This is a genomic window from Hydromonas duriensis (assembly GCF_004363775.1).
In the GTDB taxonomy this organism is placed as follows: Bacteria; Pseudomonadota; Gammaproteobacteria; order Burkholderiales; family Burkholderiaceae; genus Hydromonas; species Hydromonas duriensis.
The window spans coordinates 13,028-35,419 of record NZ_SNZE01000017.1 but is presented as its reverse complement, the minus strand read 5'-3'; the positions used below and the strand labels follow the sequence as shown (position 1 = coordinate 35,419).

At 43.2% G+C, this 22,392-nt stretch carries 24 protein-coding genes; 12 read left to right on the top strand and 12 right to left on the bottom strand.

The features are described 5' to 3' along the window. The first annotated feature begins 216 nt into the window (after positions 1-216). The 12 genes from hemN to DFR44_RS08010 all read left to right on the top strand — a co-directional run bounded on the left by hemN (position 217) and on the right by DFR44_RS08010 (position 12,419). On the top strand, positions 217-1,590 hold the full coding sequence (gene hemN / locus DFR44_RS08065; RefSeq protein WP_133620881.1) for an oxygen-independent coproporphyrinogen III oxidase: 1,374 nt from the start codon (positions 217-219) through the stop codon (positions 1,588-1,590). A gap of 53 nt (positions 1,591-1,643) precedes the next feature. Then, on the top strand, positions 1,644-2,795 hold the full coding sequence (locus tag DFR44_RS08060; RefSeq protein ID WP_133620879.1) for a PhoH family protein: 1,152 nt from the start codon (positions 1,644-1,646) through the stop codon (positions 2,793-2,795). 1 nt (position 2,796) lies between these two features. Further along, a complete protein-coding gene (gene ybeY, locus DFR44_RS08055; protein WP_246012088.1) occupies positions 2,797-3,315 on the top strand; it encodes an rRNA maturation RNase YbeY in 519 nt (172 codons plus the stop codon). Then, entirely contained in the window at positions 3,312-4,409 is a 1,098-nt protein-coding gene (gene zapE, locus DFR44_RS08050; protein WP_133620875.1) for a cell division protein ZapE, read from the top strand. Before ybeY ends, zapE begins: the two co-directional genes overlap by 4 nt. Positions 4,410-4,420: 11 nt before the next feature. Next, positions 4,421-5,257, top strand: coding sequence for a PHP domain-containing protein (locus DFR44_RS08045; RefSeq protein WP_133620873.1), 837 nt, complete (start codon positions 4,421-4,423; stop codon positions 5,255-5,257). 73 nt (positions 5,258-5,330) lie between these two features. After that, positions 5,331-6,011 (top strand): site-2 protease family protein, encoded by a 681-nt coding sequence (locus tag DFR44_RS08040; RefSeq protein ID WP_246012087.1) that lies wholly within the window; start codon positions 5,331-5,333, stop codon positions 6,009-6,011. Between the two features lie 24 nt (positions 6,012-6,035). Beyond that, positions 6,036-7,229 carry a tryptophan--tRNA ligase gene (locus DFR44_RS08035; RefSeq protein WP_133620871.1) on the top strand — a complete coding sequence of 398 codons (1,194 nt, stop codon included), beginning with the start codon at positions 6,036-6,038 and terminating at the stop codon, positions 7,227-7,229. 125 nt (positions 7,230-7,354) lie between these two features. Then, the gene (gene grpE / locus DFR44_RS08030) at positions 7,355-7,927 is read left to right on the top strand and encodes a nucleotide exchange factor GrpE (RefSeq protein ID WP_133620869.1); all 573 of its coding nucleotides are present in this window, start codon (positions 7,355-7,357) and stop codon (positions 7,925-7,927) included. A 286-nt stretch (positions 7,928-8,213) separates the two neighbouring features. Then, a complete protein-coding gene (locus DFR44_RS08025; protein WP_162845209.1) occupies positions 8,214-8,969 on the top strand; it encodes a lysophospholipid acyltransferase family protein in 756 nt (251 codons plus the stop codon). Beyond that, on the top strand, positions 8,966-9,403 hold the full coding sequence (locus DFR44_RS08020) for an acyl-CoA thioesterase (protein WP_133620865.1): 438 nt from the start codon (positions 8,966-8,968) through the stop codon (positions 9,401-9,403). The genes DFR44_RS08025 and DFR44_RS08020 overlap by 4 nt, the downstream gene beginning before the upstream one ends. Before the next feature lie 17 nt (positions 9,404-9,420). After that, positions 9,421-10,020, top strand: coding sequence for a LolA family protein (locus tag DFR44_RS08015; RefSeq protein ID WP_133620863.1), 600 nt, complete (start codon positions 9,421-9,423; stop codon positions 10,018-10,020). A 47-nt stretch (positions 10,021-10,067) separates the two neighbouring features. After that, the gene (locus DFR44_RS08010) at positions 10,068-12,419 is read left to right on the top strand and encodes an MMPL family transporter (RefSeq protein ID WP_133620861.1); all 2,352 of its coding nucleotides are present in this window, start codon (positions 10,068-10,070) and stop codon (positions 12,417-12,419) included. A 2-nt stretch (positions 12,420-12,421) separates the two neighbouring features. On the opposite strand, the gene DFR44_RS08005 is transcribed toward DFR44_RS08010, so the two are convergent. From DFR44_RS08005 to DFR44_RS07950, 12 genes are all read right to left on the bottom strand, one after another. Beyond that, positions 12,422-13,183: a glycosyltransferase family 2 protein gene (locus DFR44_RS08005; protein WP_133620859.1), complete on the bottom strand. Its 762-nt coding sequence runs from the start codon at positions 13,181-13,183 to the stop codon at positions 12,422-12,424. Beyond that, positions 13,176-14,963, bottom strand: a complete 1,788-nt coding sequence (locus DFR44_RS08000; protein WP_133620857.1) for an ApeI family dehydratase — start codon at positions 14,961-14,963, stop codon at positions 13,176-13,178. The genes DFR44_RS08005 and DFR44_RS08000 overlap by 8 nt, the downstream gene beginning before the upstream one ends. 534 nt (positions 14,964-15,497) lie before the next feature. Then, positions 15,498-15,737: an acyl carrier protein gene (locus tag DFR44_RS07995; RefSeq protein ID WP_133620855.1), complete on the bottom strand. Its 240-nt coding sequence runs from the start codon at positions 15,735-15,737 to the stop codon at positions 15,498-15,500. A gap of 8 nt (positions 15,738-15,745) precedes the next feature. Beyond that, a complete protein-coding gene (locus tag DFR44_RS07990; RefSeq protein ID WP_133620853.1) occupies positions 15,746-16,009 on the bottom strand; it encodes a phosphopantetheine-binding protein in 264 nt (87 codons plus the stop codon). Next, positions 16,002-16,793, bottom strand: a complete 792-nt coding sequence (locus DFR44_RS07985) for a lysophospholipid acyltransferase family protein (RefSeq protein ID WP_162845208.1) — start codon at positions 16,791-16,793, stop codon at positions 16,002-16,004. The genes DFR44_RS07990 and DFR44_RS07985 overlap by 8 nt, the downstream gene beginning before the upstream one ends. Continuing rightward, positions 16,774-17,529, bottom strand: coding sequence for a beta-ketoacyl synthase chain length factor (locus tag DFR44_RS07980; RefSeq protein ID WP_162845207.1), 756 nt, complete (start codon positions 17,527-17,529; stop codon positions 16,774-16,776). Before DFR44_RS07980 ends, DFR44_RS07985 begins: the two co-directional genes overlap by 20 nt. Before the next feature lie 2 nt (positions 17,530-17,531). Next, positions 17,532-18,164, bottom strand: a complete 633-nt coding sequence (locus DFR44_RS07975) for a 4'-phosphopantetheinyl transferase family protein (RefSeq protein ID WP_162845206.1) — start codon at positions 18,162-18,164, stop codon at positions 17,532-17,534. A 61-nt stretch (positions 18,165-18,225) separates the two neighbouring features. Next, the gene (locus tag DFR44_RS07970) at positions 18,226-18,660 is read right to left on the bottom strand and encodes an excinuclease ABC subunit A (RefSeq protein ID WP_133620845.1); all 435 of its coding nucleotides are present in this window, start codon (positions 18,658-18,660) and stop codon (positions 18,226-18,228) included. A gap of 22 nt (positions 18,661-18,682) precedes the next feature. After that, on the bottom strand, positions 18,683-19,921 hold the full coding sequence (locus DFR44_RS07965) for a beta-ketoacyl-ACP synthase (protein WP_133620843.1): 1,239 nt from the start codon (positions 19,919-19,921) through the stop codon (positions 18,683-18,685). After that, entirely contained in the window at positions 19,918-20,667 is a 750-nt protein-coding gene (fabG, locus tag DFR44_RS07960) for a 3-oxoacyl-ACP reductase FabG (protein WP_133620841.1), read from the bottom strand. The genes DFR44_RS07965 and fabG overlap by 4 nt, the downstream gene beginning before the upstream one ends. Before the next feature lie 17 nt (positions 20,668-20,684). After that, positions 20,685-21,155 (bottom strand): hotdog family protein, encoded by a 471-nt coding sequence (locus DFR44_RS07955; protein ID WP_133620839.1) that lies wholly within the window; start codon positions 21,153-21,155, stop codon positions 20,685-20,687. After that, a complete protein-coding gene (locus DFR44_RS07950; RefSeq protein WP_133620837.1) occupies positions 21,152-22,375 on the bottom strand; it encodes a beta-ketoacyl-ACP synthase in 1,224 nt (407 codons plus the stop codon). Before DFR44_RS07950 ends, DFR44_RS07955 begins: the two co-directional genes overlap by 4 nt. Positions 22,376-22,392: the final 17 nt, after the last annotated feature.

Sequence of the window (22,392 nt, the reverse complement as noted above, 5' to 3'; positions counted from 1 at the left end):
ATTATCGTAAAAACACAGATGCGTGCATAGGCTCATGGTCCTATGCCCTCTGTGTTTTTTGTATTTTTTTCCTTTGAAAAGGCGGGCTAAAATTAGGTTTTCGACCTCAAGCCAAACTTATCGGATAATATGCTCGTTCTTTATTTTGTACAGGCACTCGTTCTGTTAAAATGAACAAAACTTAACAGCTCAATCAGCTAAATCAGCTCAACATCCATGACATCACTTATCCAAAAATACAATATTCCCGGCCCACGTTACACCAGCTACCCAACTGTTCCCTATTGGAATGAAAACGACTTCACAACAGAACTCTACCTTGACAGCTTAACCCGCTCCTTTATTGAATCAAACGTAAAAGAGGGCATAAGCCTATACATTCACCTGCCATTTTGCGAAAGCCTGTGTACTTTTTGTGCATGCCACAAGCGCATCACAAAAAACCATAGCCATGAAGAAGGCTATATTCAAGCAATCGCACGCGAATGGCAAATGTACCTTGAACATTTCAAAAAACATACGGGCGAGACGGTCAACATCAAAGAAATTCACCTCGGCGGCGGCACGCCCACATTCTTTTCTCCTGAAAACTTACAGCTCATGATGAACAGCTTGCTTAAAGATGTTCGCGTTGCGGATGACCATGAGTTCAGTTTTGAAGGGCACCCGAACAACACAACACGCGAACACTTGCAAAGCCTTTATGATGTCGGTTTTCGCCGAGTCAGTTTTGGTGTGCAAGACTACGATGCCCGCGTACAAAAAGCCATTCATCGCATTCAACCCTTTGAAAACGTAGAAAAAGTTCACATCGCTGCCCGCGAAATTGGCTACACCTCAATCAGCCACGACCTGATTTTTGGGCTGCCATTTCAAACAATCGACTCCGTGCGCAACACCATAGAACAAACATGCGGCCTCGCACCCGATCGGCTTGCGTTTTATAGCTACGCACACGTTCCTTGGATTAAAGGCAACGGGCAACGTGGTTTTGACGACCAAGATTTACCCAGTGCCGAGCTTAAACGTGAATTATATGAGCTTGGTAAAGACCTATTTGCCCAAAACGGCTACATCGAAGTTGGCATGGATCATTTTGCCCGAACCAACGACGGCTTATGCCAAGCCATGCACAACAACACCCTGCACCGCAACTTTATGGGCTACACCACAACCACGACACAGCTCATGATTGGCCTTGGTGTTTCAGCCATTAGCGACTCATGGTATGGCTTCGCGCAAAACGAAAAAAACTTAGACGCCTATCTCCAGCGCGTAAACAACGGCGAATGGCCGCTCATGCGTGGGCATCTTCTCACACAAGAAGACCTTATCATCCGCCGCCACATCCTCAACCTGATGTGCCGACTACATACTGGCTGGCGTGATGAATCCATGCAATTTACCGCCTTAAACGACACCTTATCGCGCCTTACTGAAATGCAAAACGATGGACTATTGCACATAGACGACAACAGCCTGACCATCACCGAGCTTGGACGACCATTTGTGCGCAATGTGTGCATGGCGTTTGATTTAAGGATGCTGGCGAAACAGCCCGAAGCACAGTTGTTTTCAATGACGATTTGATGCTTGGGTGTACCGTTTATTTTTAAAAAAATACTCAACACTTGATAAATAATATGCCATCCCATAAAACCCAATTCACCGCCCCAAAATCCGACAATGCGCGCCTAGCACGGCTGTGTGGTGTCCTTGATGAAAATCTGCGCCAAATCGAGCAGGCCTATAATGCGACCATTGTGCGTCGAGGTTCGCGTTTTAACATCAGCGCTTCAAGTGCATCACGAGCCGCTGAGGTCAAAGAAGCCTTGGCGCATTTTTATGATATGGCGCGGCGTGATTTGTCGATTGATGACATTCAGTTGGGCATTGTGTCGTTGCAAGCGGGTTTCATTAAAAAAAGTAAGGGCGATTTGACGACCGATGAGCAACGTCATGATGCACGGGTATTGTTGCATGCAGCGCGTGCAGTGGTTGATGCTGATGAGTCTCGATTGCCTAGCCATGCGCTGGCGCAACACCTGCCGACGCTTGATGATGCGGGGCCAGTGTTACAAACACGTCGCCCTGATTTGCAGGCACGCACGCCGCGCCAAAAAACCTATCTTGAGAATATCTTATCGCACGACATTACCTTTGGCGTTGGCCCTGCGGGTACGGGCAAGACGTATCTTGCTGTTGCGTGTGCCGTTGACGCGCTGGAGCGCGATACGGTTAAACGCATTGTTCTGACCCGACCTGCGGTTGAGGCGGGTGAGCGTTTGGGCTTTTTGCCAGGGGATTTGACGCAAAAAGTCGATCCGTACTTACGCCCGTTGTATGATGCTTTGTATGATTTGATGGGGTTTGATAAAGTACAAAAACTCTTTGAAAAACAAATGATTGAAATTGCGCCACTGGCTTATATGCGCGGACGCACCTTGAATCATGCGTTTATTATTTTAGATGAGGCGCAAAACACCACGCCTGAACAAATGAAAATGTTTTTAACGCGCATTGGCTTTGGCGCGCGCGCTGTGGTGACGGGTGACCCTTCGCAATTGGATTTGCCACGCGGGATGAAAAGCGGCTTGGCGGATGCGGTACAAACGTTGCAGAAAGTCAAAGGCATTGCTTTTTCAGAGTTCACCAGCGCGGATGTGGTGCGTCATCCTTTAGTGGCGCGAATTGTCGATGCTTATGAGGCAAAAGCCAAGGCGGCGGCGAAAGAACAAGCACGCTTGGAGAAATTAGCTCAACTTGAGCGCGATGTTAAGAAGCAGGGTGAATGATATGTCTAAACTTAATTTGTCCGTGCAATACGCTGACACCAGCCATAACTGGGGCGATGTGTTGCCCAGACCGTTGTTGCGCCGTTGGGTCAAAGCGGCTTTGCAAGTCGATGCCGCATTGACCATCCGCTTTGTAGATGAAGTAGAAGGGCGGCGGCTGAATGCTGAGTTTAGAGGCAAAGACTATCCGACCAATGTATTGACGTTTACCTACGATGACGACATCAATGAGTTACCTGAAGAAGTGCGCGCAGCGATTGCAGCGGATGAAGGTGAGCAGATTGAGGCGGATATCATTTTGTGCGGTGCGGTGCTGCAGCGTGAAGCGGCAGAGCAGGGCAAAACCATCATTGAGCATGCCGCACATTTAGTGGTGCATGGTGTTTTGCACGCCCAAGGCTTTGACCATATCGAAGATGAGGAAGCGGAAATTATGGAAAATTTGGAGACGCAGATTGTGCAAGGATTAGGATTTGTCGACCCATACGCGGCTGAACGACAAGGTGCGCAACCGCTATGAAAAAGAACAGTTTTTTTGAACATTATTTGCATGTACTTGCCCAACAAGGCTACAGCCCCGATTACGCACAAGAAGCGTGTGCTAAACGTTTGCAGCGCAATGAAGATGACTGGATTGCATTTAAAGAAAAACGCTCAAACAAATTCAAAAAGTTTTTTAGCAAAGCAGAAGTGCCCACAGGGGTTTATCTTTGGGGCGGCGTGGGGCGTGGTAAAAGCGTTTTGATGGATACGTTTTATGAGCATTTGCCATTAAAACGTAAAATCCGCATTCACTTTCATGAGTTCATGCAAAGCGTCCACCGTGAGCTTGAGGCTTTTAAAGGCACGTCAGACCCACTGGATGCCGTGGCGGCACGTGTTGCAGAAAAATACCGCTTGGTTTGTTTTGATGAGTTTCATGTCTCGGACATCGCGGATGCCATGATTTTGTACCGTTTGCTTGAGGCATTGGTGAAAAACGGCGTGGGTTTCATCATGACGTCAAATTACAAACCCGATGATTTATATCCAGATGGATTGCATCGCGACCGCATTTTGCCCGCGATTGATTTAATAAAACGCATGTGTGACGTGGTCAACGTTGACACAGGCGTTGATTATCGCAAGCGCAGCTTAACTTCGGCACAAACCTATTACACGCCCAATGATGAAACTGCTGAACGGGCATTGAAGCAATTGTTTCATAGTGTGGCAGGCGCAAGCGAAGGAGAGAGCCTGCACATTGGTCATCGAGACATCAAGGCGATTGCATTTGCAGGGCGAGTCGCATGGTTCGATTTCAATGCACTATGCGCCACCGCACGCTCACAAACCGATTATTTGGAGTTACTTGGACGATTCGACACATTCATCGTGTCAGATATTCCAGTCATGTCGCCAGCCATGTTTGCAACGGCACGGCGTTTCACATGGTTAATTGATGTGATGTACGACCACCGAACCAAGCTGTTTATCAGTGCGCAAGCCGAAGCCACAAAGTTGTACACCGAGGGGCAAATGGCGAATGAGTTTGCCCGCACAGTGTCGCGCTTAACCGAGATGCAGTCGCAAGAATATCTCGAAGAAGCACTGATTCCTGTTAAACATTTATAAAGACTCGCATTTTGACTGTTGATTTTCATTGTCACTCAACCGCGTCTGATGGCGGGCTTGCTCCCGCTGCCTTGGTGACTCGTGCCTTTTCAAACGGTGTGACGCAGCTTGCTCTCACCGACCACGACCAGTTGGCGGGTTTGGCCGAGGCTCGAAGCAGGGCGGATGAATTGGGCATCAAGTTCATCAATGGGGTTGAAATTTCAGTGTCATGGCGCGATTTAACGGTACACATTGTCGGTTTAAACATTGATATACACCACGCACCGCTGGTCAATGGCTTACAAAAAATGGCGAATAGTCGTCATGCCCGAGCTTTAGAAATGAGTGCGCAATTAGAAGCCGTAGGTATCCAAGGGGCTTTTGAAGGTGCTTTAGCCCATGCGAATGGACGTTTAGACTTGCTCAGCCGCACGCATTTCGCCCGTTTTTTGGTACAAAAAAAGAAAGCTTTCAACGTCCGCGCCGTCTTTATGGATTATCTTGTTGCAGGTAAGCCTGGTTTTGTTGAACACCGTTGGAGCTGTTTAGACGATGCGGTGACTTGGATTCGTGGGGCAGGTGGTATACCCGTTTTAGCGCATCCTGGCCGTTACACGCATACGGAAGAGGGCGGCGAGAGTGATTTGTTTGAACAATTTATTCAAGCGGGCGGTCAGGCGGTGGAAGTCGTGACGGGCAGCCACAGTAAAAAACAATATCGTTTTTACGCTGAAAAAGCACAACAGTACGGCTTGCTGGCATCGGCGGGTTCAGACTTTCATGCAAAAGATGAAAGTAAAATGGATATTGGAAAAGTTCCGCCGTTGCCCGCTGGACTGACGCCTGTTTGGTCGTTGTGGTCATGAATGCTTTTTTGGCATACGCTCAGTTGCTAAATTCGGTAAAATGCAGCCTTTATAAGCTTTTGAAAGCTCTGTTATGAATATTGATATGGCGGAATTAATCCGCGATTTAACCATCTATATTATTCCAATTATCTTTGCAGTGACATTGCATGAGGCCGCTCACGCTTACGCTGCTCGTTATTTTGGCGACAACACGGCGCACAGCATGGGGCGAACCTCTCTTAATCCGATGGTTCACATTGACCCCATCGGAACAGTCGTGATGCCTTTAGCGATGTTTATTTTCACCAACGGCAATTTCTTTTTCGGCTACGCTAAACCTGTACCCGTCATTACATCACGGTTACGTAACCCCAAAGCAGACATGGCAATGGTTGCCTTGGCGGGACCAATGGCCAATGCGGTCATGGCTTTAGGCTGGGCTGTTTTTGCGCTTTTAGCGGCTACCTTTTTACCGACGCAAGAATTTTTTAGTTTAGTGGCTAGGGCTGGTGTTTTAAGTAATTTGTTGATGTTCGCGTTCAATTTATTTCCATTATTGCCGCTGGACGGTGGTCGAATATTGGCAGGAATATTGCCAGACTCATTGGCACGCCCTTTCTCTGCGATTGAACAATACGGCACATTTATTATTTTATTTTTAGTTATTTCAGGTAGCGGTTTGATTGGGCAATATTGGATTTCACCGATTATGAACATCATGGCTAAAATCATCAGTGCATTGGTGTTTCCGCTGGCTCGCATCCTTGCTTAATGTCGTTTTTTATAGGTGTTTACAATGTTTCAAGAACGTGTTTTATCTGGCATGCGCCCAACAGGGGCTTTGCACTTAGGCCATTATCATGGCGTGTTGAAAAACTGGGTTCAGTTGCAAAGCGAATATCCATGTTTGTTTTTTGTCGCTGATTTACACGCACTGACCACACATTACGATGATCCAAGCATCATCCAAACCAGTACGCACGAAATGGTCATTGACTGGTTAGCGGCAGGGGTAGACCCATCTCAAGCCACGTTATTCGTTCAATCGCAAGTGCCCGAGCATTCTGAGCTGTTCCTTTTACTCGCCATGTCTACGCCGCTGGGTTGGCTTGAACGAGTGCCCACCTACAAAGAGCAAATTGAAAAGCTGAAAGAAAAAGACTTATCCACTTATGGTTTTTTAGGCTACCCCTTGCTCCAAGCCGCAGACATTTTAATCTACCGCGCTCAACATGTGCCCGTTGGTGAAGACCAAGTGCCTCACTTAGAAATGACGCGTGAAGTTGCGCGCCGCTTTAATCACTTGTATGGGCGTGAACCCAATTTTGAAGCCAAGGCTCAAGAGGCCGTGAAAAAACTGGGTAGTAAAATGGCTCGTCAATACAACGAGTTGCGCACGCGATACCAAGAGCAGGGTGAAGACGAAGCGTTAGAACGTGCGCATGCCTTATTGGACGAATCAAAAAATATTGCTCAAGCCGACAGAGAGCGTCTATTCGGTTACTTAGAAGGCAGTCGAAAAATTATTTTGGTTGAACCACAAGCGCTTTTAACCAAAGAATCGCGCATGCCTGGCTTAGATGGGCAAAAAATGTCAAAGAGCTATGGCAACACCATCGCCATGCGTGAAGATCCTGAGTCTTTGACTAAAAAAGTACGGACCATGCCCACAGACCCAGCTCGAGTGCGCAAAACTGATGCAGGTGACCCAGAGAAATGCCCAGTGTGGTCTTTGCACCAAATTTACAGTAGCGTTGAGACCTGCTCATGGGTACAAGATTCATGCCGCAATGCAAAAATTGGCTGTTTAGAATGCAAACAGCCCGTCATAGATGCCATGCTCAAAGAGCAGCAACCTATTTTGGAGCGCGCACAACAATATCTTGATGACCCAACTTTAGTGCGCAACATTATCGCTGACGGCTCTGAAGATGCGCGCAAAATGGCGCAAGAGACAATGCGCGATGTCCGAGAGGTCATGGGCTTGTAATAATTTCGAAATGCCATCTTGAAAAAGATGGCTCTATCACCATTTAAATCATATATTTTTTAAGAGGCTCTTATTGCCTCCATGTTTAATATTGTCTTTAACACTGTCAAAATCAAAGGTACAAAATGTCTGAGTACGATACAGAACAACACCCAACTCAACAAGACAACCCAGAAGCTCAAAATAACGAACGTTTGAGCGATTCAGAACCTTTAAACGCTTCTGAACACGAGCCGTTAGAAGACGCACCAAGTCCATTAATCCTATTAGAAGAGCAAGTTGCTCAATTAAAAGACCAATTGCTTCGCACTCACGCAGAAATGGAAAATGTGCGTCGCCGCGCCAGCGATGATGTCAGTAAGGCGCACAAATTTGCTATTGAAAAGTTTGCGGACAGTTTATTGCCCGTACAAGAGAGCCTTGAAAAAGCACTGGCCGATAATTCAGGGGATTTAAACACCTTACGTGAAGGCGTTGAACTGACCTTCAAACAACTCTCATCCGCTCTAGAAAAAGGCGGAGTTGTCGTCGTCGATCCTAAAGGTGAGTTATTTGACCCGCATTTGCATCAAGCCATTTCTGCCACGCCATCGGAGTTGCCCGCCAATACCGTCATTGAGGTACTGCAAAAAGGGTACAAAATTGCAGATCGTGTCTTGCGACCTGCCTTAGTCATTGTGGCCGCGTCATCAAATTAAATATTAAAAAGCCGTGTTATAACGGCTTTTTAATATTGAAAGATAACAATCCTCGTTAATGACGGGGATTTTCTATAGCATCGTGATTCAATAAATGAAGACATACACACCAAGCGAAACCACCTCTAAGCGAAACTGGGCTCATATTGGAGAGTCGGGTTCTTATCTTGGTATTTGGTTCTTGTATCAAACACACCGGTGGTTAGGCAGGCTACCATTTAGACTGGTGTTATTTCCAGTTATCCTTTATTTCTTTTTAGTGAGACGGTCTGCTCGGCAAGCCTCGATGGAATATTTATATCAAATGAGCCTTTTTGTACCGACGCTGAAAGCAAATTTTTTGACGTCATTTAAACATTTTCTGACATTTGGAGATGCACTTTTGGATAAAGTGTTGGCGGCATCAGGGCACCTTACACTCAATAACATTGAGGTTGAAGGGCGAGAACCTGTGCAAGCATGCATCGACAAGGGTCAAGGTTTTGTATTATTGACTGCGCATCTAGGTAATATGGAGGTATCTCGCATTTTGGCGAAGTACCGAAAAATTCCATTGAATATTCTCGTTCACACTCGACATGCTGAAAAATTTAATCGGGTATTGCGGCGTTTAGACCCACAATGTCAAGTTAACTTAATACAAGTAACGGAGTTAAATACATCGCTTGCTATCAGTTTGTCTCAAAAAGTTCAAGCAGGTGAGGGCGTCGTTATTGCTGCAGACCGCATTCCAGCTAGCGGCAACATGAATCACATGGTGCCCGCAGATTTTTTAGGACGCACAGCTTATTTTCCTATTGGCCCGTATGTTCTGTCACATCTACTTCAAGTTCCAGTTTTTTTTGTAACTTGTGTTCGTAAGCAAAAAAGTTATCACATACAGTATGAGTTATTTGAAACTTGTATAAGCATCTCTAGAAGTTCGCGGGAAGAGTCCTTACGGATTTATGCACAAAAATTTGCACATTTGCTTGCGGTACGCTGTAAACAAACGCCTTTACAGTGGTATAATTTCTACCCTTTTTGGCATGCAGACCTATGAAAATCAAACAATTGAATCAGCATTTGGCATATACCGAAACGGCTCTGAAACCACAGTTTCACGATCTTGACCCCCTCGATATTGTTTGGCATGGGAACTATGTAAAGTATTTAGAAACAGCGCGATGTGAACTGTTAAAGTCCATTGGCTACGATTATCCAGAAATGAAAGAATCAGGGTTTGCGTGGCCTGTGGTTGATATGAGATTAAAATATATTCGACCAGCGAGATACGGTATTGAATTGATTATCGCGTGTGCAGTGACCGAGTGGGAAAATCGCTTGAAAATCAATTATGAAATTAGAGAACGTGCGTCTGGGGTTTTAATTCACCGTGCCTACACGATTCAAGTTGCGGTCAATCTAGAGTCTTATCAGATGTGTTACCAGTCGCCTGAAGTCTTAGGGCGTGCTCTTAAAACGATTCGAGTCTGAAATTTTAGAATATCATTATGAAAAAACTTTTTTTCTGGTTAAGTATTTTGGTGGCTGCGTGGGGATATGCATCCATTGCTCAAGCTGCAGGAGACGCCCAATTACTCTCAAAAATTGCCAATCTTGCTGCCAAGCCAGAAGCCATGAGTGCAAATTTTACACAGACGAAACAAATTAAAGGTTTTCGCTCCCCAGCGGTATCATCTGGAAATATTATTTTGGCTCGTCAAAAAGGAATGCTGTGGCGGACTCTAACGCCTTTTCAATCGGTTCTTAAAATAACTGAGACTGGAATCGTTGAAACGCAAGGCAACCAAGTTAATCAAATCGCCAGCGGTCAAGGCCTAAAAAATGTTACAAAAGTTATGTCTAGTCTGTTGTCAGGTGACTTTTCAGATTTGCAGCAGTATTTCAGTTATACGGGCTCTATTCAATCCAAGTCTTGGGTGCTTCACTTGACACCTAAAGATAGTCAAATGTCTCGAAAAATATCTAATATCCAACTTTCGGGTGATTCATTTGTCAAACGCGCTGTTATATACGAAACCAATGGAGACGTGAGCACCATTGTTTTTACTAACACCCGTGCAATTTCAGCCAATGGTCTGACTTTTTAAAGTTATCATTTTTAAAAATTAACACGTTTTATTTTTTGTAATTATTTATGAATATTAAGCCGAACAACAACAATTCTTGGCAAGTAATCGTCTTAATATTTTCTGCAGTGTTGATGTTGGGGGTTTTAGGTTTCAAATGGCCCTCTTCTTCAAGTTGGATTAGCAAGAATCCTTTGACACTTTTGCCTCATGGCTACAGTGGTTTATCGCCTCAAGATCAAGTTTTATTAGAAAAAGCACAACAGCAACAAAGACGCACTTCTGAAAAACAAATTATTTTATTATTCTGTGCAGATAAACCAGAGCAGGCAGAGAATGCCTTGAATAAGGCTTCGCAAATTTTGGAGCAATACCAAAATATCATTGAGCCCAGCAAAGTTCAAAATCCAGAAGTCATTCAATCGATCATTGATTTTTACTCCCCCCATGTTTACCAATTGTTGACGGATGAGCAAAAACAAAAAATTCAGAATCAGAGCGACCAAGAGTGGATTGCTGAAGTCAAGCGCAACTCATTGATGCCGTTTTCGGTTGGCCTGTCCTCCGCCGATGACCCTTTTGCTAATCTCCAAACGTGGCTGTTACACCAATCAAAAAAAACCGCGGTTTACCAAGGGGATACAGGCCACTGGGAAACTGAATTTGATGGAAAAAAATACCAAATACTGTTTTATCAATCTGTAGATGAAGGCTTGAGCTTGGATGCCAATAGCCAGTTGTTGGATATTTTGGAGCAAATTAAACACTCAATAGCCCAAGACAATTCAAATGTTTTGGTTCATATGGCAGGTATTCCATTGCATGTTGCTGCAGCCACAAAACAAGCAAACTATGAAGTGAGCCTATTCGGAAGTATTTCTACTGTAGCGGTCTTGATTTTGCTATGGCTGGCATATCGCAGCATACGAGCGACATTGGCGGTTACTTTGAGCTTGGCTTATGGAATGCTGCTGGCTTTTTTTGTCACGTTATTTGTATTTGGAGAAGTTCACATCTTGACCTTGGTGTTTGGTACAAGCTTAATTGGGGTGGCCGAAGACTTTGGTTTCCACTTCTTAGCCGCCCGTCAAAACATGCGACAAAGCCATATGGCGGTGGTGAAAAAACACATTGCTCCAGGTATGTTTTTTGCGTTTTCAACAACAATCTTGTCGTACTTATTTTTAGGTTTCCCCCCCTTTCCTGCGCTAAGACAAATTGCCGTTTTTTCTGCAACAGGAATTACTGGAGCCGCTGCATTCGTCTGGGTATTGTTTCCATTGCTGTTTAAGCAGATGGGCGAACCAACTCAATTAAATAAGTTGTTTGCCCGCTCATGGCGAGTTTATATACACTTAGCTTTTCACTTTTCTACAAAAGCAAAAGTTTTAGCAGGGCTTGGTTTCGTCTTGTTGATTGTGATAAGTTTGTCTCGCTTAACCTTTAAAGATGACTTACGCCAGTTACAGAATTCGCCTCAATGGCTTTTGGAGGAGCAACGACTTGTTGGACAAGTTTTGCGTGAATCAAATAGCCAATTTCTCCTCATTACGGCACCGTCTGAGCAACAGTTGTTAGAAAAAGAAGAGCAGCTGCGTTCAGTACTGGAGCCTACTTTAAGTTCATTTCCAAATATCCATTATCGTGCAATTTCCGAGTGGATTCCTTCCATTCAAAGGCAACGGGATAATGAGACCATAGCAATACAAAAATTTAAAAGTATAAAAGATAGATTGGGGTTAACAAAAGAACCCATAGAGTCGACTTACATAACACCAACAGAAGCGTTGAGTCAGCCTTTTGCAGCAATCCTAAAATCTCAGTGGCTCGGCGAGCAGACTGATGGTCGTTGGGCTTCGGTGGTGAATATTTTAGGCCCTATTAATGCCTCGCAACTAAAGACCATTGAGAATTCGACTCAAAAAATGGATGGTGTCATTTGGGTTGATAGTGTGGCTCAATACAGTCAGTTACTCGCAAAATACCGAAATATAATCATCACCTTGCTCATATTGTCATATTTGGCAACGTGGTTTTTACTCAGAGCAAGATATAACCGTCACGCTTGGTTAATTCTTTTGCCGCCAGCACTGTCTAGTCTTTTGACATTGGTTGTATTGAGTTGGCTGGGCATTTCTGTCCAATTATTTACGGTCTTACCATTGCTGCTTGTTTTGGGTATGGGAGTGGACTACGGTATTTTTCTTGTTGAACACGTCAAGGAGCAGGAAAAAATGTGGATGGTAACTTGCTTAAGTACCATCAGCACTATTTTATCTTTGGGTATGCTTGGTTTTTCACAAACACCAGCCCTGCATGTTTTAGGTCTCAGCTTGGGGCTTGGCGTGACTTTTTCCTGTGTGTTAGCGGCGTTTGTTGGTAAGTATGTCGCTAAACAAAAACTGTTGACCGCAGAATAAGGTTATTTCTCGTACAACGGTTTCTCGGTAAAACTGCGATAAAGTAATTTGGGAAAGCGCAATAACATACCGAAGAACAAACGAGTATGCATCCAGCTGATGAGCGCATTGTCTTTGAACGCTAGAAAATGTGAAACGCCATTTTGTGGGTAACATACTTTGGTGGGAACATTGATAATTCTAATGCCTGCCCAGTCTGCTTTTACCACTATTTCTGTATCCCAACTCATTCTCTTATTGAAGTTACTTTGCTGGAATAACGGTGTAATTTGTTGAAGAGGATAGATTCTAAACCCACACATTGAATCTTTAATTCGAAATGAAAGGGTATTGATCCACACCCAAACATGAGTTAAATAGCGAGCAATTAGCCTGCCTTTAGGGACTGTATGATCAAACTGAGGAAAACCGCAAATCAATGAGTCAGGGTTGCGAGACGCAATATCTAAGAACTTTGCTAAATCAGACAAGTGATGCTGGCCATCCGCGTCTATTTGCAGTGCATGACTAAATTTTGCCTTAAATGCGTAAGACATCCCCGTCATTACGGCTGCACCTTTACCCTCATTACAATCATGTGACAATAAGGTGACCTTGCTTGGGCCATAATGTCGTGCCAACTTTTTTAGTTTGTTTGAACATTCATGGTCGCTGCCATCATTGACCAAAATACAATAAACATTGTTGCTTAAGACCTCGCTCAGTACGTCATCTATCCGTTGTGGATGGTTGAATACGGGGATTATGACTGTTGGTTTAAACATTATCACTCTCCCAAACAATCACGCCTGAAGCATGTCGGCCCGTATTGGATTCATAGCTAAAATTAGTACTCATTTTAGTTGGATTATGAGAAAGCATTAAGTTGATGACCTGTTTTGGCTTTATTATTTGCGAAAATTTCAGTAGTTTTATGGCGTTAACATTCGCGTGATGTAAGTCAAATTCAATTTTGGCATACTCAACAGCCCAGTCCAACTGGGCAATCCCTGGCAAGATGGGCTCGTCTTTAAAGTGTCCTTTAAAATATTGCAACTCTTGCGGAATTTCAAGCTCAAGGTTCGAGTGTAAATTTGAATGAGTGATATTAATTATTTTTGGATATTTAACCATTGGGGGCGTCTCTAGAATAGATAAAATGGTGGGGTACTCTATTTTATCTTGGGCGTTACGTGGGATTTTTTCTACAAACCGCCAACGTCGTGGTATAGCTAAACTTTCGAAATGCGTTTTTAAAAACGACTTTAAATAGTCGACTATTTCACTGCGGCTTTTTGTTTTGTATAACTGAAAACCATTAGGCGATAATTCAATGACTGCACCTAAAACCGTGCGTTGAAGAATTTTTATGACCGCTACGTTAGCAGAAGTTATCCAACTTATAGTTTGCAGTTGTTGCTCCATGTGGGTGAGAGAAATTCTTTTTTCTTCTAGTTTAATCACTCGATCCGCTCGACCTAATAGCTTGAAACTCGGGAATGGGGCATGTTGTACGGCTACTTTATCAGCACAGGTGTACCAGTGTTTAGGTTGATTTAAATGGGGGGCTTGTATACATAACAAACCGTCCTCATCCATTTTGATTTGAACATTAGGTAATGGCGTGAAAAAGTCCTGTATTTCTGATTCTGGATGGCTCTTTTTAAATCCAACAGCACCCGTTTCAGTGCTTCCATAAATTTCGACAACGCAGCTTTTCCAAATATTTTGCACACTCTGAACATGTGTATCAAATAAAGGACCGCCCGCAGAAAAAACATGGGTGATTTGGGACTTTAAAAATTGCCAACTGCTTGTGTGTGTTAGTCGACTTAAAAAAGCAGGCGAGCTTATCAATGTAATATTGGCTGCCTTCGTTGAAAGTAAACTTTCTGGAAAAAGAATGGTTTCAGTTTTAATAGGGCGGAGGTTAACAAGCGGTAGGAGGAGCCTAAATATAAAACCAAAAAAATGCTGATGACTAACTGTGGCGTAGATTTGTGTATTTTTTAATATGGATTCAAACAGAAGATTTAAAGAAGCCAATTCTTCATCTAACTGCCGAACATGTTTTTGAACGGGTTTAGGAAAACCTGTTGAACCAGAGGTCAAAAAATAGAATGGGGTATCGAGTTTTATACTAGATGATGGTGATGATTTTCGCCTAGCATCGGTCGTATTGGACAAAAAAGTGTAGCTCAAAAGCTGTTCATGAGGTGTGAAATCACCGACAAACCCACCGACCCATTTTGACAAATGCACCATTGTTCCTGGGAGCTTATCATTTGGAATATACACGACTTGCTCAGCGTAAAGCGCACCTAAGAATGCCGCAGCAAACTCGTCAATTTTATCAAAATACAAAGCCCAATTTAATCGAGGTAACTCACTCCATGTCTGATACCACGAAAAAACTTTTTGAGAAAACTCAATCCAATTCACAGGCGTATCATCTAAAAAAACGATGCTTTGCCCGTTGGGTCGTATGAGCTGTTGATGTAAAAACTCAAATGGTTTGCTCATGGCGAGTCCGATAAATTTTTCGATAAAACCATTCAACCACAAACAAAAAACCCATCAAAATGTAAGCGATGAAGCCGTTATAAACCGTCCAAATTTTCAAGTCGTCGTGAAATATAGTCCACGCCGAGATTAAGCCATTCAAAACAAAAAACACGCACCAGACCTTGGTGACATTACGGGTGTAGATTATTGCGTGTGATGGAAACGTTTGGTTTTTGTCAAAGCTGAGTCGAGCAAAGCGTTCAATAATGGTTTGCGATGCATATAAACTCGAATAAAAAACACTAAGCATTGCAAAATTTATAATCAGTGGATACCACCGCAAAGGCATATTGCTATTGAAGTAGTAGGACAACAAGCAAATTAGTATACCCAAAGCTGCAATCACGCCATCATAAAAATAGCGCACTCGAAGCAAGAAAAATCGAGCAATTAGGATTGGAGCTATGATGAAAGAAATGAGTTGTATCGAAATTTTGTCCAATGAAAAATACAAGACAAAGGGATAAGCAATTGTTATCAAAGTGAAAATCAATAAGAGTATACGTTTCATTCCTTTTCACCAACAACAAATAATTACTGCGCCGCTTCGAAGGCTTTAACAACATCATCAATGGTACGTACCGATTTAAACATTTCTGGCTCAATACGTTTATTCGTCAACTGACGCATTTTGACAATTAAATCAACGGCGTCAATGCTATCAATATCCAAGTCCTCATACAATCTAGCTTCAGGCTTAATGATTTCGGGATCAACGCCAAAAAGTTCTTGTAAGTTTTGACTCAATACTTGGTAAATTTGTTCTCTGTTCATATTATTTATCAATTGATGGTGCGATTTTCTGAAACCATTTTTGCCAAGGACTGGATACTTGAAAAATATTGGCTATTTTCAGCGGCATTTGCAGAAATTTGTAAGCCGTATTTTTTTTGCAGAGCCACCCCTAACTCCAAAGCATCTATCGAATCTAGACCTAAACCTTCGACAAAAAGAGGGGCAGAGCTATTAATTTCTTCTGGGGCAATATCCTCTAACATCAAAGTATCAATAATGAATTTTTTAAGTTCAAATTCCAAATCATTCATTGGGGAGTCTTTCAGAAAAATAGCGAGTCAAGTCTATCGTCAACTGGCGTGCAGCAATACCCGCATTGCTGTCGCTGTAATTTAAAACGGGGAAGTCACTTTGAACACTTAGTGAAAAATGCATTTTTTGAGGAGGGATATTATACCACCTTTCACCCTTCCGTAAAGTCGGTGGTGTGCAGCAAATTAAAATGGGCACAATAGGACTTTGAGCTCGAAGCGCAATATTGGATGCGCCTCGCTGTAGTTGATAACCTCGACCCGTTTGTGTTCGGGTCCCCTCGGGAAAAATGATGAGGTTGGTTTGATTAGACAACCTGTCTACGCAATTCATAATCAGTTCTTCTGGATTCTGTGCGTCATTGGCAATATAGCCAGCCGCTCGAACGACCCCCATCATGACTGGATTCTTAAAAATCTCTTTTTTTATGATGCAATCTACATCATCTAAGAATGCAATTAAAAAAACCACATCTAATAAAGTGGGGTGATTCGAAATGATAAGAAGTCCGCGCCTTTGCTTGAGCTTATCGAACCCTTGAGTCTGATAAGATAAAACCCCCATCATTCGCATAAACTCGATGAAAAAGAAGAAGCATTTTTGAATGGCTGAGCGTGCTATTTTTCTACAAATCTTCTTATTGGGTATCATTAGTAATATCGGGAAAAAGATGATGCCTAAAACAATCCCACCTAAGCCGAATACAGTGAAACTCAAGCCTGTCGCAAATAAACGCCAATAGTAATTAAAAGATTTATTAGATTTATTTTGTATCGTTTCCATCATGACCAATTCTGTGGATATGCCATTGAGTGGCGTTTGAAAGGTAAGACCACGATTTTTGTTGTTTATTTAAGAACCAAGCAAAAAAATCCAGTTCTGTAGGCACATCGGTCATCATTGGCGTGAATTCATCTTGTCGGTTTTGCCAATCAATCGAGTAATCATTGCCAACAGAAATCAAAAGTGCATACGCAAATACGGCGGGCTGTGTAAATTCTAAATCAGCAGAATATTGTAATGGAACCGTTTCGTCATACACGACAAGTAATACGTCTTTTTGGTTGTCGTAACACTGAGCCGTTGTTTCAACAAGGGCGTTGACCAAACCGTCCCGTCCTGCCGCTAGAGAGGTAATCTCTTGGTTGTTGTGTTGTAATATCGAAATGTTGCCCGCAACAGCATTGTGGACGGACAAGCCAAAGTTGAGTGAAGACAAAGATTCTCGGTGCGCTAATTGAACCAATAATTCTGTAGATTTTGCTAAATCACCGTGTCTGGAACAATATACTTGAGCGACTTCATTCGAGCGAGGAATATGGTCGACCACATGATAAACCATACGGGTTATTCGATTCAGCCGCCTGCGTTGCATGGGGGGAATCGCTGATGAATTGGGTGACTCATCTCCATTGGGGCAAAATGGGACAAAGCTCCATTGAACCCAATCTTTTGCATCACATAGACCTGGCGCCCAAGCAGACCAGCCTTTAATTGAAAAGTGTATTGTTGATTTCATTTTTAACCATGCTGGATAGCCCATGCACCAATATAAGAAGTGCATGGGAGCTTAAAATGCTGAACATGTGTTCCATTATTATCAACCCAACGTTGAGATTCACTCTTTGCTACGTTGAGTTGTGAGAAAAAGGAGTAATCTTTCATTGAGGTCAAAGGCTTTTGATACGCTTTAGCCAATGCTTCTTTTGCAGTCCAATATTGATAAAACCACATGGCGTTTTGGCCATTTTGTGTCACCCAGTCGCGCTCTTGTTCGTGCGCCAAAAACAATGCCATTTCGAACATTGATGCTCGAACTTTAAATTTTTCAATATCGATACCGACAGGTTGACCATTGCTATTGATTATAGCCGCCACCCAATCGTTGCTATGAGAAAGGCTAATCGTCGTATTGACCTTCGTTTGATTGCTCCATATTTCAGGTGCACCAGCATTATTATTGATGATTGACTGATGAAAGTTATTTGGTGAGTGCTTATTTAATAAATACTGTCCAACAAATCGGCCCGCAAGATAGTTTTTTCGTGTTTTTGAAGTCGTTTTGGTTTGAAACTCAAGTTCTTCAGTCCTCGACAAAAAGGAGCGTGGCAAAAAGTGAATGTCATCCATCTTAGACAAGGGCATTAATGCCATGTGGCAGCCAACATCACAACAGATTTCATGAATTTGTTCGATATCAAACATTGGCATTTAATTACTTAATCAAATCACCGCGTAAGGCTACGCCAGAAGCTAAAAAGCCAACATGACACTCATATTGCGTGTTGCTGGAGTAAACATTTTTTTTATAATAGCTCACGATGTTGTCCACTTTGCTTGCACCTGCTTGTTTAGCCGAATTTTGCAGTGCAATCAAAGAAGAAAGCATTGCTCTTTGACATGTAGCATCATTTGCTTTACCAAAAGCATTGGTCTTACGATTGGCCACAACACCTGCTTTTAATATCGTTCCGTTTGTTGCCTTTGCAAAATTAAATAAGACGGTTCGATCCAATTTTTCTTGAGCATCAGCTGAGTTCAAAACATCAACAATGGGTAGATAGACCACTTCGTCGCTTGCTTTAGTATTTGCAGGTAAAAAAACATGTGTGGCAACAGTTAAAATAACGAGCAATTTATTTAACTTCATATCGTTTTCCTTTAAGTAGCACTTATTCACATCGCTTGAAAATCAAGGAGGTGTTGATGCCTCCAAACGCGAAGTTGTTACTCATGATGTATTCAACTTTTTTGTCGGTATAACCTTTTTGTACAAAGCCCAAAGGCGGCAACCTGCCATCAATCTGCTTCAAATTAACCGTTGGACAAAACCAGCCTTCATGCATCATGTGAATTGACAGTATGGCCTCTATTGCACCGCAAGCGCCAAGTGTATGTCCCATATAACTTTTGAGTGAACTCATGCACACATCTCTTTGAAAAACATTCCATGTGGCAATGCTTTCACTGATGTCACCATGTTCAGTGGCTGTTCCATGTGCACTGACATACCCAATCTCACTGGTCGGGATTTTTGCTTGTTTTAAAGCCAATCTGAGTACACGTTCCATTGTTGTTGCCTGTGGTTGTGTGACGTGGCAACCATCACTGTTTGTTCCAAAAGCAATTATTTCTGCGTAAATTTTTGCACCACGAGCTTTGGCGTGCTCATACTCTTCAAGTATTAAAGTAGCCGCGCCTTCGCCCAGAACGAGACCATCACGGTCCGTATCAAAAGGGCGAGGGGACTCTTCGGGGGTGCTATTTTTGGTGCTGGTGGCAAAAAGGGTATCGAAAACTGCTGCTTGTGTGACATCTAGCTCCTCTGCGCCACCCGCAACCATTGCGACTTGTTGTCCTGAAGCAATTGCTTCGTAGGCGTAGCCAATGCCTTGGCTGCCAGATGTGCAAGCACTTGAGGTTGTGATGATGCGCCCCGTTATTCCAAAAAATACGCCAATATTAACAGGAGCCGTGTGGCTCATCATACGAATGTAGGTCGTGGCATTGACGCCATCTACCCGTTTTTTCACTGGGATTTGCCCAAAATCGCACAACGCATTTGGAGAGCCAGAAGATGAGCCATACGAAATGCCAACCTCACCAGATTTTATCCAAGGATCGCCCAATAGCTGCGCATCTTTAAGTGCTTGCTCCGTAGCGAGAGTTGCCATGAGTGCTACTCGCCCCATTGAGCGGATGGCTTTTCGATTATAGTGCGGCGGTAGTTCAAAATTTTGAGCAAAAGCACCTAAGCGCGTATTTAAGTCCGCATACTCATCCCATTCATGAATATACTTAATAAAATTTTGCTCTCTTTTTAAGTTTAGAAGTATGTCTGACCAATCATGTCCAACAGGAGTGATGCAGGCCATTCCAGTAACAACGACTCGTCTTGGATAAGAATTCATCCGAACATCCCTCCATTGACCGATATGACTTGGCGCGTGATGTAGGCCGCTTCGTCTGACATTAAGAAATTGACCAATCCAGCCACTTCTGCGGTTGTCCCCATGCGTTGCATCGGAATGATTTTTAATGCTTCAGCTAGCACATGAGGCTCAACCATGTCGGTATCAATAAGTCCAGGAGCAACACAATTGACCGTAATTTTCCTTTTCGCCAGCTCAACGGCCAAGGCCTTCGTTGCGCCAATAATCCCAGCCTTTGCCGCACTATAGTTCACTTGGCCTCGATTACCCGTCATCCCCGACACAGATGAAAGCGTAACAATTCGCCCAGATGAGCGTCTTTGTATCATGGGTAAAACCAGCGGACGAAGCACGTTGTAAAATCCATGCAAATTAGTATCTATCACATCATCCCATTCCTTATCCATCATTGCTGGGAATGCGTTGTCGGCTGCAATACCCGCATTGCATACCACACCGTAATAACATCCGAATTGCTCAATATCTTGAAGAAGTTTGGCTTCAGTATCTTCCCGTTGGGTGACATCAAAACATAAACCTCTTATCTGGTGCTCAAACTTTTGAAAGGATTTTAAGGACGTCATTGCTGATTCTATTGCGCTTTGCTTACGCGCATGAAGAACAACGCCATAGCCTGATTCTAGTAGGCGTTGTGCAATGGCAAAACCAATACCTCGGGTAGAGCCAGTAACTAAAATATCTAGTTGATTGGGATTGGGCAGCATTTTTTATCTTTCCAAATTCAGGTATTGGTGTTTGTGGCGTTGGGCTGGTATACGGACAACCTTGCTTGTGCCAATAGTTGTCCATCCTGATTGACAACTTGACAATCAAACGATCCCAAACCTTCAGATGACTGGAGCAAACACTCACAGCTAACAGTTAAAGTATCGCCTACCTTAAAATAAGGGGTAAAACACATGAACTCACGCGTACCCAACAAATAGCCAATGGGCGCATGGTATTCATTATTGATTAAGTTTGCTCTGGCATTGAATCCAGACCAAGCGGCCGCAGATTGAGCCATAAACTCGATTCCAACATAGGTGGGAATTTTTTGATTTTGTGCAAAAAGATGAGATTCATCCAAATAAATTTCTGTGGTTATTTTGTTGTCATCACACGAAACAATCGCATCCACCAACGCCATGGGTGACTCGTGCGGAATATATGGATGTGCTGGGCAAGGAAGAGTAGGGCTGTTTGTCATCATTTTTCCTTTGTGAAAATTAAACAGGCATTACTACCACCGAATCCAAAAGAATTAGTCATGGCAACGTTCAAAGACTGAGTTGTATTACTATCTGCTGTAACAAAATTCATCTGCGGAAGGCTATCGTCAGTTTTGCCAGACATCCAGTGAATGGGTAGTCGTGATGCTTCATCACATTCGCTGGATTTATTTTGCATCAAGGTCAAGCAACAGAAAAGTGCCTCAATCGCACCCGCGGCTCCCAAGGTGTGACCCGTTAAGGGTTTTGTAGAACTCATTTGAGTTTTGGAGTATTTAAATATTTTATCAACGGCAATTGCTTCCATTGCATCATTTTGCAACGTGGCAGTGCCGTGTAGGTTGAGATAATCAATGTCTGAAGGAGAAAGCTCTGCTCGAGTAAGCGCTTTTCTCATACAACTTTCTGCCCCCAAACCCTCTGGATGTGGAGCCGCCATGTGGTGAGCATCTGATGCCTCTCCCCAACCTTTAAGACACAGCTCTGACGGCTGCCGTGTCATGATAAATAAAGCTGAAGCCTCTCCGAGATGGATGCCTTTACGCTGTGCTGAAAATGGCTGACAGCGTCCACCATCAATTGCATCTAAGGCCAAAAAGCCGCCAGCTGTGAGTTGACTTAGCACATCTGCGCCTCCAACCAAAACGACGTCACACAAATTTTGTTGCAGTAACCTAGCACCTGAAATAAATGCTTTTGCGCTTGAGGAGCAGGCTGTTGAAATGATATAAGCGGGGCCTTGAGCTTCCAACAGCCATGCCATAAATTGAGCTGGATTGCCGTACTCTTGCTGTTGGTAACGATAATTTTCAGGCAATGTCGCATTCTTTTCGAACGCTTCGATTGCATTCTCACCCGACTCAATGCCTGCATTACTTGAACCCAAAATGACTGCAATTCTATTTTTTGGAATGGATTGGGTAATGGTTTGCCATTGAGGCTTGATGAGTTGAAAATTTCTATATAGAAGGGCGTTTATTTTTGTTAAAAACTGAATAGGCAGATTTTTGGGAAGTGTTTCCTCTTGAATTTCAGGAAAAATACGACCTAAAAAAATGGGTTTGTTGGGAGTGAAACTATCAATAACATAATCATTTGAGGGTTTTTTTTCACTCAATAGCGCAGATGTCAAGTATTCTCGACCCTCGCCTAATGCGCAAACGCCATCAAATGCATGTATAAAGACTTTACAAGGTTCCATAATAATTTTTTAGCCAC

What these genes read in the sequence shown, in the direction of transcription:
- hemN (WP_133620881.1), top strand. Translation starts at nt 217, where the DNA reads ATGACATCACTTATCCAAAAATACAATATTCCCGGCCCACGTTACACC.
- DFR44_RS08060 (WP_133620879.1), top strand. Translation starts at nt 1,644, where the DNA reads ATGCCATCCCATAAAACCCAATTCACCGCCCCAAAATCCGACAATGCG.
- ybeY (WP_246012088.1), top strand. Translation starts at nt 2,797, where the DNA reads ATGTCTAAACTTAATTTGTCCGTGCAATACGCTGACACCAGCCATAAC.
- zapE (WP_133620875.1), top strand. Translation starts at nt 3,312, where the DNA reads ATGAAAAAGAACAGTTTTTTTGAACATTATTTGCATGTACTTGCCCAA.
- DFR44_RS08040 (WP_246012087.1), top strand. Translation starts at nt 5,331, where the DNA reads ATGAATATTGATATGGCGGAATTAATCCGCGATTTAACCATCTATATT.
- DFR44_RS08035 (WP_133620871.1), top strand. Translation starts at nt 6,036, where the DNA reads ATGTTTCAAGAACGTGTTTTATCTGGCATGCGCCCAACAGGGGCTTTG.
- grpE (WP_133620869.1), top strand. Translation starts at nt 7,355, where the DNA reads ATGTCTGAGTACGATACAGAACAACACCCAACTCAACAAGACAACCCA.
- DFR44_RS08025 (WP_162845209.1), top strand. Translation starts at nt 8,214, where the DNA reads ATGGAATATTTATATCAAATGAGCCTTTTTGTACCGACGCTGAAAGCA.
- DFR44_RS08020 (WP_133620865.1), top strand. Translation starts at nt 8,966, where the DNA reads ATGAAAATCAAACAATTGAATCAGCATTTGGCATATACCGAAACGGCT.
- DFR44_RS08015 (WP_133620863.1), top strand. Translation starts at nt 9,421, where the DNA reads ATGAAAAAACTTTTTTTCTGGTTAAGTATTTTGGTGGCTGCGTGGGGA.
- DFR44_RS08010 (WP_133620861.1), top strand. Translation starts at nt 10,068, where the DNA reads ATGAATATTAAGCCGAACAACAACAATTCTTGGCAAGTAATCGTCTTA.
- DFR44_RS08005 (WP_133620859.1), bottom strand. Translation starts at nt 13,183, where the DNA reads ATGTTTAAACCAACAGTCATAATCCCCGTATTCAACCATCCACAACGG.
- DFR44_RS07995 (WP_133620855.1), bottom strand. Translation starts at nt 15,737, where the DNA reads ATGAACAGAGAACAAATTTACCAAGTATTGAGTCAAAACTTACAAGAA.
- DFR44_RS07990 (WP_133620853.1), bottom strand. Translation starts at nt 16,009, where the DNA reads ATGAATGATTTGGAATTTGAACTTAAAAAATTCATTATTGATACTTTG.
- DFR44_RS07985 (WP_162845208.1), bottom strand. Translation starts at nt 16,793, where the DNA reads ATGGAAACGATACAAAATAAATCTAATAAATCTTTTAATTACTATTGG.
- DFR44_RS07980 (WP_162845207.1), bottom strand. Translation starts at nt 17,529, where the DNA reads ATGAAATCAACAATACACTTTTCAATTAAAGGCTGGTCTGCTTGGGCG.
- DFR44_RS07975 (WP_162845206.1), bottom strand. Translation starts at nt 18,164, where the DNA reads ATGGCATTAATGCCCTTGTCTAAGATGGATGACATTCACTTTTTGCCA.
- DFR44_RS07970 (WP_133620845.1), bottom strand. Translation starts at nt 18,660, where the DNA reads ATGAAGTTAAATAAATTGCTCGTTATTTTAACTGTTGCCACACATGTT.
- DFR44_RS07965 (WP_133620843.1), bottom strand. Translation starts at nt 19,921, where the DNA reads ATGAATTCTTATCCAAGACGAGTCGTTGTTACTGGAATGGCCTGCATC.
- fabG (WP_133620841.1), bottom strand. Translation starts at nt 20,667, where the DNA reads ATGCTGCCCAATCCCAATCAACTAGATATTTTAGTTACTGGCTCTACC.
- DFR44_RS07955 (WP_133620839.1), bottom strand. Translation starts at nt 21,155, where the DNA reads ATGATGACAAACAGCCCTACTCTTCCTTGCCCAGCACATCCATATATT.
- DFR44_RS07950 (WP_133620837.1), bottom strand. Translation starts at nt 22,375, where the DNA reads ATGGAACCTTGTAAAGTCTTTATACATGCATTTGATGGCGTTTGCGCA.